Annotated in this window: 7 protein-coding genes and 2 tRNA genes (1 of these 9 running past the window's edge); 5 read left to right on the top strand and 4 right to left on the bottom strand. The window is 40.2% G+C overall.

The window, feature by feature from the left end; all coding sequences use genetic code 11:
* Window positions 1-58: 58 nt before the first annotated feature.
* The 3 genes from K1M91_RS08075 to K1M91_RS08065 all read left to right on the top strand — a co-directional run bounded on the left by K1M91_RS08075 (window position 59) and on the right by K1M91_RS08065 (window position 3,970).
* Window positions 59-1,747 carry a hypothetical protein gene (locus tag K1M91_RS08075; protein WP_232801232.1) on the top strand — a complete coding sequence of 563 codons (1,689 nt, stop codon included), beginning with the start codon at window positions 59-61 and terminating at the stop codon, window positions 1,745-1,747.
* Between the two features lie 68 nt (window positions 1,748-1,815).
* Complete coding sequence (locus K1M91_RS08070; RefSeq protein ID WP_232801231.1) at window positions 1,816-3,150, top strand: MFS transporter; 1,335 nt, start codon at window positions 1,816-1,818, stop codon at window positions 3,148-3,150.
* A gap of 52 nt (window positions 3,151-3,202) precedes the next feature.
* Window positions 3,203-3,970, top strand: coding sequence for an alpha/beta fold hydrolase (locus K1M91_RS08065; protein ID WP_232801230.1), 768 nt, complete (start codon window positions 3,203-3,205; stop codon window positions 3,968-3,970).
* A 248-nt stretch (window positions 3,971-4,218) separates the two neighbouring features.
* On the opposite strand, the gene K1M91_RS08060 is transcribed toward K1M91_RS08065, so the two are convergent.
* Together K1M91_RS08060 and K1M91_RS08055 are read right to left on the bottom strand one after the other, a co-directional pair.
* Entirely contained in the window at window positions 4,219-7,335 is a 3,117-nt protein-coding gene (locus tag K1M91_RS08060; protein WP_232801229.1) for an ATP-binding protein, read from the bottom strand.
* 4 nt (window positions 7,336-7,339) lie between these two features.
* Window positions 7,340-9,805 (bottom strand): EAL domain-containing protein, encoded by a 2,466-nt coding sequence (locus K1M91_RS08055; protein ID WP_232801228.1) that lies wholly within the window; start codon window positions 9,803-9,805, stop codon window positions 7,340-7,342.
* A 199-nt stretch (window positions 9,806-10,004) separates the two neighbouring features.
* Between K1M91_RS08055 and K1M91_RS08050 the strand changes: the two genes are divergently transcribed.
* Window positions 10,005-14,453 carry a response regulator gene (locus tag K1M91_RS08050; RefSeq protein WP_232801227.1) on the top strand — a complete coding sequence of 1,483 codons (4,449 nt, stop codon included), beginning with the start codon at window positions 10,005-10,007 and terminating at the stop codon, window positions 14,451-14,453.
* The gene (locus K1M91_RS08045) at window positions 14,443-15,432 is read left to right on the top strand and encodes a diguanylate cyclase (protein WP_232801226.1); all 990 of its coding nucleotides are present in this window, start codon (window positions 14,443-14,445) and stop codon (window positions 15,430-15,432) included. The genes K1M91_RS08050 and K1M91_RS08045 overlap by 11 nt, the downstream gene beginning before the upstream one ends.
* Before the next feature lie 424 nt (window positions 15,433-15,856).
* On the opposite strand, the gene K1M91_RS08040 is transcribed toward K1M91_RS08045, so the two are convergent.
* Window positions 15,857-15,933: transfer RNA gene (locus K1M91_RS08040), tRNA-Met, on the bottom strand.
* 125 nt (window positions 15,934-16,058) lie between these two features.
* Window positions 16,059-16,084: transfer RNA gene (locus K1M91_RS08035), tRNA-Met, on the bottom strand (it continues 151 nt past the right edge of the window).

Genomic DNA, 16,084 nt, shown 5'->3' with positions numbered 1-16,084 from the left:
AATATGGGTAATAAGTGATTGGCTTGCTCATTACCTTTATTAATTAAGGATGAAAAAAGTGAAAATGATATTTAAACCCTTAGCGTTATCGCTATTAATGACCAGTACTTTAACTTCGGGTTATGTATTAGCAAGCACAGATAATGAAGCGCCTTTTGCAATCATTAACCAATTGCAACAAAATGGTGCAGATATTAGTGTGTCGAGTGAAACACTCGCGTTGTTTGCTAATCACCCCAAGCTAAGTGGACTAGCCCTTAACACTGAAGTAGATCTAAATTACGCTCGTTTAGCCGATGAAATTTCAGACTATACCACGCCACTCCCACGAGGTAGTCAACTTGAGATGTCTGATTTTGAACGTCAAACGTTGACTGCATATTTGGATAGTCCTACAGACGCTGTTTTAGCTAAATTTCTCGCCTTATATTATTTAAATCGTTCACTCGTTAATGAGTGGCTTGTGCCTAGTAAAGGTCAAGCATTAAAAAACAGTATTCTTGTTGATTATTTTTTTAATCGGGTTGACGAATTAAATGAAAGTGAGCGTTGGACCAAACGCTTAAAGAAAATAAACAGCACTAAATTGCACCCATACTTTTCTTCAGTCAATTTAACTAATAATGAAGACAAGGCTGTGCACCAACAGTTTTATGAAACTTTTAACTATGACGAATCCCGTCGCTTTGAAACAGCAGCTGCACTGCTAGATGATTTTGCACAGGATCCAAGTAATATATTTACGGCATTTTTAAATAAAGCCGTTAACACTTGGATTGGCGGTGAAGCAGACTTTGATGACCCAAGTGCGTTGCATAATTTTCTAATCGCGAGTTATTTCTCTGACTATACCTTAAGAATGGCCAAACGCATGGAATCCGCTTGGCAGCAAGATAACACTAATGAACGCTTTAGACTTGCCCCTATTCTCGGTGGTTTGTCGGTGATGGACAGAGGTTGGCTGGCGCAACTTCATCAAGATGATAATGCACAATTAGCCCTTAATGATGAGCATCGACAATGGTTTAATTTACATCCGATGTTTCACTCTTTCACTGTGGGGGCCAGTTTTTTTACCAGTACAGAAAACTTCATGGAAGGATTTTTTGCTTGGGGAAGTGTCTTAACGACTTCTTGTCCTGAGGTAAGAACTTGTTTAGATAGACCGCGTTTTTCATTTAATTTGTTGGGCATGATCGTGGGCTATACCGACTACTTAGTGAAACTTGGAGCAATTGAGGACGCAAGAACCTTGCTTACTTATCGTTATAACCCAGCATTTGAATTTGAGAACTGGACCATTGGGCAAGAGGCTTGGCTACATAGAGAAAACAACTTAGAGGCCATTGCTGAGCGTTATCATAATGACGACCCTAGTGATGACCCTAATTTTTTCTTCCTTGCTGATCGCAAATGGGGTGGACAAACCTCAACCTGTCAAAGTTGTCATCAGGCACAAAATCGCCATTGGACTGATGAAGAAAAAGCCCAAGTGATGCCCCACACTGATGATATATTAACCATTGGTACTTGGCCTGAAATTTCAACTACTTGGTATGGTATGAGTAAAAATACTTGCGATGGTGCAGCCACCTGGGAATACGGTGATGTTTATACCGCAGGGGATATCGTCCAGCTTAACGGCATGAAGTACCAAGCTAAGTGGTGGACTAATGCACAATGGCCTGAAAGCTCTCGCCAGTGGGATGTTTGGGCGCCAGTGGGCTCTTGTAATACACCGCTCTAATGGTTGTAAGCGCAACAGAAAGGGGCTGTAGCCCCTTTTATTCTTTTCTACAGCTATAAGTTGCTCAGATGTCTTTATTGCAGAACAAAAATTTCATATTGCACTGGCTCAGCGTATCGTTAGCCCAATTGGGTGGCTATTTCACCATGGTTGCTTTGCCTTGGTTGGTTCTCAGCCAGACTAATAATGATGCTTTTCTCATGTCTATTGTGATGGCCTGTTTCAGCTTGCCCCATGGTTTTTTCATTTTATTTGGCGGGGCACTAGCCGACCGTTGGTCACCTTTATTGGTGTTATTTCGCTCCCGACAATTTGGTATCGGTGTGATGCTGTGTTTAGCAGCATGTGTCTATCTACAGATAACCCCTATCCCTGTATTATGTGTATTTGGTTTGATTTTGGGGACGTTGGGGGCGTTTGGTATTCCCGCTAGCCAATCTATTTTGCCATCTATTTGTAAAGACGAAGAGTTAGGGTTAGCAAATGGTATTGTGATGGGCACTTCTCAGTTAGCACAAATTGTCGGGCCGCTATTGGCAGGTTGGTTGATTTGGCTGATGCGTTATCTCAATCAAGTTAACCCAGAGCAATATGATTCGACAAGTTTGGCTCTGGCGTTTGTTGTTGATGCTGGGTTGGTATTGATATCAATATGCTTACTTTATTATATTCAGGTTAAACCAGTTGCGAGAAGCGCCAAGGGGCTATTTACCTTAGTATTTCAAGGTATGCAGTTTTGCTGGCTTGATCAGGGAATAAGGCTGGTGTTAGCTTATTTAATTTTAATTTCTTTTTTTATGCATGGCCCGTTACTTGCTGTTTTACCTTTGATCGCCAAGGTTGATCTATCTTTAACCGAGGCGGGTTACGGTACTTTATATGCAATGATCGGCGTGGGGACATTAATAGGGGCTGGTATGGCGATTTGGTTACGGCCAGCGCCGGATAAACTGGGCCTATTTGTTTTGATTGGTGATTTGACGTCTGGCATTAGCTTATTTTTGCTCGGCTTTGTCAGTGCCAGTTTAATATCTGTTTCAATTTGTTTGATCGTGATGGGGATAGCAACCGGATTTATTATGATTGCCGGTACCACCTGGTTTCAGCGCCGTACTCCGAATGAATATATGGGGCGGGTGATGTCGGTATTGATGTTTTGTATTTTAGGCTTAATGCCCCTTTCTGGCGCGATAGCAGGCTTTTTCAACAAACATTATGGTAATCAATGGGTAGTTATGTCAGCTGGTTCATTGATCATTACATTTGCACTATTAGGCCTTATGTTACCTAAGGTCAGGCGCATGGGTAAAACTCCAGAGATGAGTGTTGCGTCAATATCAAAACTATCACCTGATGCTCAGGCTCAATATGAGCTAGGAGTAGCGACAAAAAACAATATTTAAAGCAGTAATTGTAAGATATTACTAGCTTTTTTTTAAAAGGATGTGTTTCATTATGAGTCAGTTATGGTTTCATGTACCTAAACCTAAGGTTAACCCTAGGTTAAGGCTATTTTGTTTGTCTTATGCGGGTGGCAGCAGTACTACTTACTTACAGTTTGCAGATGAACTGCCTAACGACGTAGAGTTGGTGGCGGTTCAGCTTCCGGGACGGGGGATGCGTTTAAGTGAAGCGCCTTACACTAACTTATCACAGTTAGTGGTTGATTTATCAAGTCAAATGAAGCCACTGCTTAAGGTGCCGTATGTGATCATGGGGCACAGCTTTGGCAGTCGTTTAGGTTACGAGCTCGTTCAATATTTTAGACAACAACAATGGCCATTACCGATTCACTTTATTGCTTCTGGTTCAAAAGCGCCGCATTACAAAAATACCGACTCGCCCATCCATCAACTAGCAGAAGCAGCGTTTATTGAAAAATTAAGATCATTTGGTGGTACACCCGATGAAATTTTAAATAACGCCGACTTTATGGAAATGCTATTGCCTATGTTACGTGCTGACTTTGCGATGGTGGAAAACCATCAAAGTGACATTAAACCCGCCCTTGATTGCGGTTTGTCGGTTTTTGGTGGGGTTAATGATGAAGGGGTTCCACAAGACAAATTGTTAGATTGGCAGTTGCACTTCTCGGGCAAAGTAAATGAAATCATGTTTGATGGCGGGCACTTTTTTATTGAAAGCCATAAATCATTGGTGATTAAAGCGGTACATGAGAAGCTGGAAGCATTACTTGTTGGTCAAGACTTGAATGCAGCTTAAAGAAATTTAATAGGACTTTAGTCACGGTACAACGGCGGTTCCGTTTAATTAGATAGCCGTTGTATCTATTGCACAGCTTGTCTGGGTGTATGTATAAGCAAACTTCAATTTTGCGATAACTGCCTAGGTTAAGTCTGAGCGAGTATAATTCAAACGACCAATATGCTTCTTTAATGTGCTATCTGTTGCGTAAAGAATGTTCATAAATTCACCATTATTACTAAAGTATGACCTCCTGAATGAGGGCGTTAATCCGTTTTTGTTACATCCGTTATATTTAGCCAATGCTTTATTTTCTTCTCAAAAATAATGGGGTCGATAGGTTTGGCGATAAAGTCATTCATTCCCGCCTGCAAACAAGTGTCTTTATCGCCAGACATGGCGCCAGCTGTCATAGCTATAATCGGAATATCTTTAATTAACTCGCCAGCCTCACCGTGACGAATATGTTTTGTTGCATCAAACCCATTCATTACTGGCATTTGGCAATCCATTAATATAAGTTGTAAATCATCTTTATGTTGCATCGTTTTGAGTAAGTCGAGCGCTTCTGCACCATTTTTAGCACTGTACAGCGTGATTGGGAATACATCTAACAAGCCTTTGGCAACAAAACGATTGATTTCATTATCATCAACCACTAAAACTTTATAATTTTGCTTAGTAACGGCTTCTGCTGTGAGATCGACTAAACGCTCCGAATGAGTGGACTTTAATTCTGGGTTATTCAATTGCCGATAAGAAAGTAAAAAATGCAATGGTAGTATCGGCTTGGTTAGGTAAATGCAGCTTTCGCCTTCTTCAATTAGATGGTTTGTCTCTTGCTTGCCGTCACAAATAAGTAATAACTTACACGGCTTATTAGTCGGTAACCCCATGAACCAAGAGACAAATTCTTCATTAATAAGGTTGTTTTGTATGATTAGTAAATCCGGCAACTTATCATTACTTAGTGTGTATAAAGTCGCTGTAGTGTCTTGAACAGTGACTTCTGCTTTCCATCGCTGTAGCTGTTTGGCGAGAATGCTCTTTTCTTTTTCATCTGAAAGTACCAGTGTACATTTTACTCCTAATAAATATGGCGTTAGGCCCCCTGTGTCATTATCCATGTCAACCTCAACAGGTATAGAAAGGGTAAAGGTACTGCCTTGATTCGGGGTACTTGAAACACTAATATCGCCCCCAAGTAGATTAGCCAACTGTTTTGAAATGGACAGCCCGAGACCTGTTCCGCCGAAGTTTTTTTCTATTGTCGTGTTGGCCTGGCTAAACGGTTTAAATAGCTTTCGCTGTTGCTCTTGAGAGATACCAATACCGGTATCGGTTACCGATATGGTGATATTCACTTGGTCCTTTTGGTTTAGCTGTTGGCTGATAACTTTTATAATAATATGGCCTTGAGCAGTGAATTTAATGGCATTGCCAAGTAAGTTAGTGATGATCTGTTTAATACGGTAAGCATCGGATATCAGCTGCTCAGCATTAACTTCAGTACAATCTAGATAAAGTGATAGCCCTTTTTCATTTCCTTTCAGAGCCATGGTCGCAACGACGGCACTGACGGTTTCAATAAGGTTTAGTGGGGTTCGTTCAATATCCAGCTTACCGGATTCAATTTTGGTTAAATCAAGTAAATCATTAATCAAAATACTCAAGGTTGAAATACTACTTTTTGCCATACTCAGGTACTGGTGCTGCTTTGTAGTTAAATTGCTTCGTCCGAGTAGTTCAAGCATTCCAGCAATACCATTTAAAGGTGTTCTGATCTCATGACTAATATTGGCTACAAATGCGCTTTTAGTATTATTTGCGGCGGTAGCCTCTTGGCTGGCAAGCTCCAATTGTTTGGTTCGTTCGGCGACTTGTTTTTCCAGTGAATCATTGATAGCTTGGATTTTTTGTTGATAAATTTTGGATTCAGATATATCCCTAATTAGCGCTGCGACAGTGGCTTCAATAGCCGTGTTAGTCGTCACAACAGGGGAGAGGTTAATGCTAAGAGTTTGCGGGGCTGCGCCGTGAGTGGCAGTTTCTAACTCTAAAGTTATAGGGGTGTTTTGTTTGATGACTTTACGTAATAACGACTCAGAAATTTGTCTGCTTTGTTGAGTCGGAATAATAATGTCATTGATTTTATTAAGTTTTGCTTGTTTTTCACTCATCCCAAACATAAAAGAAGCTGAGTCGTTCCAGTTAAGGATATTGCCACGCTTGTCGACACTGATGATGGCGTCTGATGAGCCTGCAATGATCGCTTCATAACGAGACTGATCTTGATAGAGAGATAAGAGCTTATTCAAATAGCGTTGGTAAGCAAATATGATGGTTATTGCCACTGTGAAAATAACGATGATAAGAAAAATGATGCTATTTCGTTGCTTATGCCAGATTGCCTGTAATGCTGACTCTGATTGCGCTGCGATTAAGTACAAAGAGCGATTTTCACGTGTCGACAGCATCATCTTACTGCCAACCATGAGGTGATTGTTACCTTCAAAAACGACACGAACAATTTCTTCAGAGCTAGGGATTGGTGCTCCATGAGTCAGTACGTCCCATTTCATTTTTGGCTTATCAAGATCAAAGCCAAACAATAAGTTTTTTTTCGGAGCGGAGATAAAGTAGCCTTCTGAATTCAGTAAATAAAAAGCCATACCAGAGTGGCTAAAATCTTCCTGTAAAAGACTTAATAGTGGGGATGCATCAAGGTTAATTATTACAAAACCAAAAAAAGCATACTCTTCATCAAAGATGGGCTGCGCGATGCGAATGGTCGGCCAAATTGGTGTTTCTATCGTATTATATTCACGATTAAGGTTAATATTTGAAATATAGTCTTCATTGGGATGTAACTTAGCGATAGCTGAAAAGTAGTCAGACTGCCCCTTTTGCTGAAGTAACTCATCGGGTGTTGCGATGACTTTACCCGCTCGGCGATCTACGCGGACAATTTCCTGACCATTGTTATTTTTTCCAATTAGTCGGATTTGACGAATTTCAGGATTATTTTGAACAAAGGCAATAAATATTGTCTGTAACCTTATTTTCCATTGCTCGGTTGTAGTGCCGTCATATGGATCAACCCCATTATGGGACATTGCGCGGCTAATACCGCTGATTGGTGGGGTAGCATGTAAAAATTGTACTTTATTCCTGCTTTCCGCTATTCGGCGCTCTAAGGTATTTAAGCTGGCTGTATTCGCCTGCAATAATTTTGCTGATTGTTGGGCAACAATGCTTCGTTCAGCATAAAGTGCAAATGCAAAATAGAGCCCTATGCATACTATCAGCATCAATAAAAGACCGCCCATAGGAGGAATGTATTTATTGATGATGGGGTTTTGATACTTGTTTTGGCTCATCATTACCTTACTGCTGCTCTGACTTAATAAGACTTATAAATTGTTCGGCTGTGATGGGTGGGCTATAAAGATATCCTTGTGCAGTCGGACATCCTAACTTAATCAGTGCACTACGTTGTTCCTTGGTTTCAACGCCTTCAGCCACTAGGTGTAACCCCATTGATTGGCCTAAAGTTATGATAGTTTTGACTATTTCATAATCATGAGTATTGCTTAGCATGTCTCTAATAAATGACATGTCTATTTTCATGATATCGACATTGTATGTTTTAAGATAAGAAAGGCTTGAGTAGCCAGTGCCAAAATCGTCGATTGAAATATTTATCCCTAGGTTTTTTAGCTTGTTTAACTTTTTCTGGGTAAGCGAAGGATCAATCATCAAGGCTGTTTCAGTAATTTCTAACTCCAGCATAAAAGAAGGTAAGCCGCATTGAGATAATGCGTTCAGAATGTGCTGCTCTAGCTCTGGTGAAGCAAATTGCGCAGCAGCCACGTTGACAGATATCGGAATATTTGCACCATTGAGAAGCAAGTTTTTGGCTTGTTGACAAGCTTTGTAAAGTACCTGCTCTCCTAATTCAACTATCAAGCCGGACTCCTCCGCTAGCGGGATAAATTGAGCCGGTGAAATGATAGTACCATCATCTCCTTGTAGTCTAGCTAAGGCCTCAGCTCCGACGATACGCTCACTGACTAAGTCGTATTTAGGTTGATAATAAACAAGTATATTATTGTCTTTTAAAGCCGCTCTAAGGGTTTTTTCTTGTTGATGACGTTGCAACAGGGCAGCCTCAAGCTCATTGGAAAAAAAGCTATACCTATTACGGCCTTCTTGTTTGGCTCGATACATTGCAACATCTGCATGGCGCATCAACTGCTCCGTATCTTCTGCATCATCTGGGAATATACTTACTCCGACACTAACAGAAACGCTGTAAAACTGTTCGGCAAGCTTAAACTGTTCATGCATGTTTTCCACTATCTTATCGGCAAGAGCAGAGACTAAGTCTGGTGAACGTATTCCTGTCATCAGAATGACAAATTCGTCGCCACCTAAACGTGCTAAGGTATAGGATTCAGGGAGTAAGGCTTTGAGTCGTTTGGCCATCAGACAAATGAGTTCATCGCCAAAATGATGACCGAGAGAATCATTTAAATATTTGAAATGATCGATGTCGATCAATAATAAACCGACTTTCTTTTGGGCGGCGAAGGCTGCCGAACAAGCAACAGATAAACGATCTTGGAGCAGGATCCGATTAGGTAAGTTGGTAAGTTGATCATGATTTGCTAAGTGGCTCATTTTTGACGCCATCGCCATCGCGGTTGCAATCGCTTCGCTGACATCATGGAAAACCATAATTGCGCCTATCACTTCGCCATCTAAGTTTCTTATCGGAGCCGCTGAGTCATCTACAGCAATAGTGGCTCCACTTCTTGTAACTAACTCGCAGTTTAGAGCCATAGTTAAAATTCGTTGCTCTTTTAACGCCAAATATAGAGGGTTCATCAAAGGCCGTTTCGTATTGGCATCTTGGAGTGGCATGATGCTGTCGATTTTCTGTTTTTTTGCATCACAAAAGCGCCAACCCGTCAGGCGTTCAGCGATCGGGTTCATAAAAGTGATACAGCCACGATCGTCTGTGGCTATAACAGCATCCCCGATTGAATTTAGTGTTACCCGCAAACGTTCTTTCTCCGAGTAAAGCGCCATTTTTGCTTCTTTAGCTTCGGAGACGTCAATTAGGGTCACTAGGAAACGGCCAGTATTCCCAATCTGTTGGAAAGGAGATTGAAACACTTGATAGTGTTTTATTCGGCCATTGACTTTTGCTTCGACAAAGAAGTTAACCTCATCACTGTTGGTAGCTTGGCTTTGAATAGCTTGGCATAGTTCGTGAGGAAAAATATTTGTCATTCCTACGTTATCTTCAGGCATATGCGGCAAGCCAAACCAAGTGCCTTGGTAATCATTGCTGAACAAATTTTTCCAATTTACATCCCAATAAGTGATTAACACAGGTACTTGTTTCACCATTTTTTGCAGTTGCTCACGTCCTTGCTTGATAAGCTTTGTTTGGTAGTGCAACTTAAGGTGGTTTTGTACTCTTAGCCGACAAATCTTTGGATTAAATGGCTTACTGATAAAATCGATACCGCCTAATTCGAGAGATAGCTTCTCATACTCTTTTTCATCATGACCGGTGATAAAGATAATTGGAATGTTTTCATAGCGAGCATCATTTTTTAAGTATTCACACATTGCCCAACCATCCATCTCGGGCATCACAATATCGAGTAAAATGATATCAGGTAGCAAGTTAGGTAGGCGTTCAATGGCCTCTTTGGCAGATTCAGCGAAAAATAGTTGCCCACAACCCTTGAGGATTTCTTTTAGCATTAGTACATTATTGATCGTATCATCAATAACGAGTATTTTGCTGTCTCTCATGTTTGGATGGTTTAGGAACAAGATGACCTCCTTACCGACTTCTTTTCCATTCATCGTGAGTTGATAAATAAAAAATTCTAATTTGATTTTTTTATAATAGAACACTAAATTTGTAAATGAATAGCATTTGCAAAAATAATTAGTTTTCAGTGTCTTTAGTCCCGACCGTTCAAAGTTTTTAGACTCGCTTAATCACAGCCAACAGGGGCAGCAGGTATAAATGAAGAACAAATTGACTTGGCGTTATTTTGCACCAGCTGCCATTTTTGTAACTGGAACAATATTTGCTATTAATGCAGAAAATAAGGCCAAGGTAACAAATGAGCATGCTATTGAGTTAGCGGTTGATGCAACTCTCGGCCAAATCAGTATTGATGTTGTTAGTGCGATAAACCAATACTACGAGGGGTTACGCGGATTACTTGCAGCGATAGAGGCTACAGGTATAGAAAAATTTAATTATCAAAGTCAACTTCGTTATTCGCTTAGTCGACAATATGAAGCAGCGTTTCCCGGCAGTATGGGCTTTGGTGTAATCAAAAAAGTGACGCAAAAAAACTTAGCGACTTTTTTAGCATCGGCTGAACAGGATCGGCAACGGCCTTTCACGCTAAAACAGTTAGATGAACCAACCAATCCGTTGTTTATCATTCAATATATTGAACCTGAAATAAATAACGCTAATGCCGTTGGCTTAGATATTGGCTCAGAGAGTCACCGGCGACAAGCAGCACTTAAAGCAGCGGCATCAAGATCCGCACAACTGACCGCCCCAATCACCTTAATTCAGGCTCATCAACAGGCAAAGCATGGCTTTTTACTTCTTTACCCTATCTTTAAAGGCCCTGTAAATCAGCCGTTTGAAGAATTATTTGGCTGGGTATACTCACCCTTACTGATAGGTAAAGTTCTTGATTCAGTCAAACTAGATGATGGCGTTACTATTGATATCTCTGATACAACTACGCAGCAAGTAATTCATTTTTACAGTTCAGCCGCTGACAACAGCCCCACCGTGAATGCGGGGATGTCTTCACAAATAGTAAGTGTTTTTGGTCGACAGTGGTCTATCAGTTTACTGCCTAGCCCTTTATTTATCGAAAGTTTGGGTCTCGAAGACCCTACTATTGTATTTTGGCGAAGCATGGCGGTTACAATGCTGCTGGCTCTATTGGCTTTCTTTTTGGTGAACTACATTTTTCAGCGTTTATTTGAAATTAGACAAAAAGCTGAGTTGGCAACCGTTGTGAATAATTCGACAGATGGCATCGTGGGGTTGAACAAACATTTTGCCATTGCTCATTGGAACAATACGGCGGGCAAATTATTTGGCTTTACGAAAGAAAATGCGTTGAAAAAACCCCTTGCACACTGGCTTTCAACTTGTCTCTCCTCTATGCAGTTGATTAACCTGTTTAAGCAAGTCGCAAATGGCGAGGCAGTAAGGCAAATTGAAATAAAATACAACTCAGAATATTTTTCTGAAGAGCGTCTCTTATCCATTAGCATTGCGCCTATTATTGAACAAGATGACTTTATTGGTGCGACGGTTAGTATCCATGATGTAACCGAATTAAAAGGATTACAACAAGAGTTAGTTGAAACAAATCAGTTACTAGAAAATAAAATAGCAACGGTAACATCGAAGTTTAAACGGCAACTTATGTTTGAAAGTGACATTATTGATAGCATGCAGGCGGCCGTGATTGCTTGTGATAAAGCAGGAAATATTCATTTTTTTAACAACGCGGCCTCATCATTATATGGTTACGGTGCTGATGAAATAACAAATAGCCAAAATATACTCGCATTGCTCGATGTCGAAAGCCTTAGTTTGGAAGGAAAGAGTGAACAACTAGCGGATAATTTTTTGCACTGGATAGAGCAGCAATCATCTTTTCCAAACCAGATAAAGATAGATTGTTACTGCAAACTAAAGTCAGGTGAACATTTACCGTTGCAATTGATCGTTACGCCAATACTTGTCAGAGGAGAATTAGAAGGGTTTGTTTTTACAAATGAACCAAATTTAATTCAACGACATTTGACCTTGGCTGATACCGCGGTTGAAAACTCTCATGACGTGCTACTTTGGCTTAACCTAGATGGCAATGTTATCAATTGTAATCCATATGCCAATGTTGTTCTGAGCGTGAAAGGAAGATCATTGAAGCATTTTAATATTAAGGATTTTATTGTCTGCAAAGAGTCAGAACCATGGGATGTCATTTATAGTCGTATTATGACAGAGCATAGGCTCACTTTTGAAGCAAGTTACCGGACGATAGATAATGTTTTAGTGCCCGTGCTGATATCAGGCTGCGTCATCGACACGAACCAAGAGCCTTGTATCTACCTTGCCGCGAAAGATATATCAGAGCGCCTTGAAAAACAAAAATTGATTGAATCAGCCCTTGAAAAAGCGGACTTAGCTAACAGGATTAAGACAGAATTTATTGCCAACATGAGCCATGAATTACGCACTCCTTTAAACGCAGTCAATGGCTATTTTCAATTACTCGAGCAGTCGCAATTAGATGAAATTCAAAGAAAGTATGTCGTTGATGGTCAGTTATCGGTATCGGTGCTGACCCAAATAGTCGAGGATATTCTGGATGTGACAAATTTAGAAAAAAACGGCATAGAATTGGACGAAGAAGACTTTGAGCTTGATGATGTGTTGAGTGAAATTGGTGCTCAGCTGAGTGTGATGGTAGGGTCTAAACCCGTTGAAGTTCATTTTTATGTCGCTGCTGATGTTCCTTATTTTCTTTACGGCGATCGTAATAAGTTAATGCGAATTTTGATTAATATTGCTGGAAATGCAGTCAAATTTACCTATGAGGGGGAAATAGTACTCAGCATAAGCCGTGAAATGCTTGAAGATAGTAACGACGTTAGACTGAAGGTGTCGATAAAAGATACTGGTATTGGGATTAAGCCTGAGCAATTAACACAAATTTTTAATGTTTTTACCCAAGCGGATAATTCCAATACACGCATTTATGGTGGGCTGGGTATTGGGCTCACCATCTCAAGCCAGTACGTTAAGTTGATGCAGGGTAATATAGAAGTTGAAAGCCAGGTGGGGTCGGGCTCTGAGTTTCGTTTTGATTTGTTGTTAAAGCCGGCCGACGCCCTTGAATGTCAGCAGATAGAAAAGCGTTTGGAACGGCCCATTAATGTATTGATCGTTGATGATAATGTAACCAGTCTCACTATCTTAGAAAATATGATAGAGCAATTAGGTTGGAAAAGTACAACAACTACATCGGCTTATGAGGCTTTAAACTTACTAGAAAATGCTTTTGATGGGCAAAAACAATTTGATTTGGCATTAATTGATTGGAAAATGCCAGCCATGGATGGATGGGAGTTGGCAAAAACAATTAAACAAAGAGAGCCTAATAAGCAAGTTCCTTTACTGATTATGGTGACTGCACACAGCCAGCAAATCCTGGTAGAAGAATATGATCACTATCTTCACCTGCTCAATGGTTTTTTGACCAAGCCGGTCACAAGAACTCAAATGATGGACGCATTTTTGGATGCCGCAACGGCCGCACAACATACGGCACTCAGCAATGGACTGAAATCGAAAGATAATGCCTTGCTGGATCAACGTGTGCTGGTTGTTGAAGATAATCCAACCAATCAAGAGATAGTCACTGGTTTATTGGAGAGCCAAGGTGCCAATACCACTGTTGCCATAGGTGGTAAACAAGCACTAGAAGAGCTTACAAATAGCTTGTTGCCCTTTGATGTGGTGTTAATGGATATTCAAATGCCAGGTATAGATGGTTATGAAACGACTCGACGCATAAAAGCGATAGATAAGTTTAAAATGCTACCTATTATTGCTATGACAGCGAATGTGACGCCTGCAGATAAGGCTAAATGTTTGGCCGTAGGAATGAATGGCCACATTGGTAAGCCATTTAGTTTAGTCGACCTCGTGCATCAAATTTTAACGGTAACGGATAATAGAAAAAGAGTAAAAAAGCTGACAGCAAGCCATACGGACGAACGAATTGAATTGAGTGATGAGATTATAGAATATTGCCGTAAAGAGAATATCTGTATAAACGATGCTTTAGAGGGCTTTAACTATTTAAGTAACGTATATTTACGCTCATTGGGCTTATTCTATAAAGACTTACAGTCATATTTAAAGCAAATGTCTTGTCAAGACAAAACGTTAGAGCAGCTCACATTAATGTTTCATACCCTTAAGAGCAGCGCCAGCTCACTAGGATTTAAGCCGTTGGCTACGTTAGCCAAACTGGCTGAACAAGAACTAAAAGAAAAACCAGATTTAAATGACGTCACTCATACTGAGTTTGAAGTCGTTGAATTAATGAAGCGAACCCTTGTACAAGTTACAGAGCTAAGTGAAAAATTATCATTATTTGAGGAAGATGAAAGCACTCCAGTTACCTCAGAAGAGGACTTTTTACCCATTTTTAAACGCTTAGTTGAAGAGGTTAGCAGTTTTAATATGCATGCCATTGATACTTTTCAAGAAATATCATTACAACTCAAATCAATATCACCCGTTCGGGCTGGTGAGTTGATTGATGCACTAAATGTACTAAAATTCAAAGAAGCGAAAGAAACCCTCAAACAATTTGAGCAACAGATTCAGGTTGAAGAAAATAATGCCTCTTAGCCAATTGAATGATAATGCTGAGCTCGATCTTAGCCAATCTAAGATCTTGGTGGTGGATGACCAGCCAATAAATATACAGATGATTTATAATGTCTTGTCCAAGGATTATGTTGTCCTTGGGGCGACTTCTGGCGAAGAGGCAATAGAGGTATTTAAGGATAACTTGCCCGATCTAATTTTATTGGATGTATTTTTACCCGATATGACAGGCAAAGAACTGTGTAGTCGTTTTAAAGAAATAGTAGAGCTGGGAAATATTCCTATTATATTTGTTGTCTCTATTAATCAACAAGATGAAGAGGACGTTTGTTGGCAATGTGGTGGAATTGACTTTATTACTAAGCCAATTAGTCCATTGACGTTAAAAAATCGAGTTAAATCCCACCTAACTTTGAAATTTCAAACTGACATGTTAGAAAAATTGGTTTTTATAGATGGTTTAACAGGGGTATTTAATCGTCGTTACCTAGATATCCACCTGGATAAGCAAACGAGTGAGTCTAAACGCCAGCATAATGATACCGCCATACTAATGATAGATATCGATTTTTTTAAGCTCTTTAATGATCATTATAGCCATGTACAAGGAGATGAAGCGCTTAAGACTGTCGCCGAGTTAATCCGTTCCGCTTTAGTCAGACCTCTTGATTTTGTTTGCCGTTACGGCGGTGAAGAATTTGTTGTTGTATTACCTGATACCAACATTTTTGGTGCACTAAAAGTAGCCGAACGGATACGAAAAAGTGTTTATGATAAACAAATCGAACATGTTTGCTCGCCACATAAGTTTGTAACTGTAAGTATCGGGGCCTCTACCTTTCTCGAAAATGATGAGGGTAACAACCACACTGTAGAAGAGGCTGATGGTTACTTGTATCAAGCAAAGAAAGCTGGCCGGAATCAGGTTTGTTGTCCGGTAGAGCGTTTTTATAAAACAGCCAAAAATTTAGATGGGACTCACCTCATCAATAATAAGTAAGTCAGTTGCTATACGATATTCATACTAGTTACGCTATTTTTGCAACTAATCCTCTTATCAGCCATTAAATTTATCTGCAGTACTCTAAGGCATTTAGCTCGCGCCTTTAAATTATCCCTTACTAACCTGAACCCTAGATAAGCGAAATGGTACGTTAATGCAAAAAAGCTGTGAATATATACGGTTAAAACTTTATAAGAGTTAAGCTGGGGGAGGTTGGATGTAGTTGACTGTTACCAAATTGGTTGCGGGAGCTGGATTTGAACCAACGACCTTCACCGAGTTTATAAGAGTTGAGCCCGATGAGCTTTTTCTTATTCACTTTTACCAAATTGGTTGCGGGAGCTTGGTATGAACTAACGAGCTTTGCAGGGTTTATAAGAGTTGAGCCCGATGAGCTTTTTCTTATTCACTTTTACCAAATTGGTTGCGGGAGCTGGATTTGAACCAACGACCTTCGGGTTATGAGCCCGACGAGCTACCAGACTGCTCCATCCCGCGACTGGTTTTTTTGAAACTTTTTATCTATTAAAATTGGTTGCGGGAGCTGGCTTTGAACCAAATACCTTCGCCGAGTTTATAAGAGTTGAGCCCGATGAGCTTTTTCTTATTCACTTTTACCAAATTGGTTGCGGGAGCTGGATTTGAACCA

The organism is Motilimonas sp. E26, from assembly GCF_021278025.1.
In the GTDB taxonomy this organism is placed as follows: Bacteria; Pseudomonadota; Gammaproteobacteria; order Enterobacterales; family CBDFNC01; genus Motilimonas.
The sequence above is the reverse complement of the archived record's forward strand: the minus strand, read 5'-3'. Positions and strand labels throughout refer to the sequence as shown.

What these genes read in the sequence shown, in the direction of transcription:
- K1M91_RS08070 (WP_232801231.1), top strand. Translation starts at nt 1,816, where the DNA reads ATGTCTTTATTGCAGAACAAAAATTTCATATTGCACTGGCTCAGCGTA.
- K1M91_RS08065 (WP_232801230.1), top strand. Translation starts at nt 3,203, where the DNA reads ATGAGTCAGTTATGGTTTCATGTACCTAAACCTAAGGTTAACCCTAGG.
- K1M91_RS08060 (WP_232801229.1), bottom strand. Translation starts at nt 7,335, where the DNA reads ATGATGAGCCAAAACAAGTATCAAAACCCCATCATCAATAAATACATT.
- K1M91_RS08050 (WP_232801227.1), top strand. Translation starts at nt 10,005, where the DNA reads ATGAAGAACAAATTGACTTGGCGTTATTTTGCACCAGCTGCCATTTTT.
- K1M91_RS08045 (WP_232801226.1), top strand. Translation starts at nt 14,443, where the DNA reads ATGCCTCTTAGCCAATTGAATGATAATGCTGAGCTCGATCTTAGCCAA.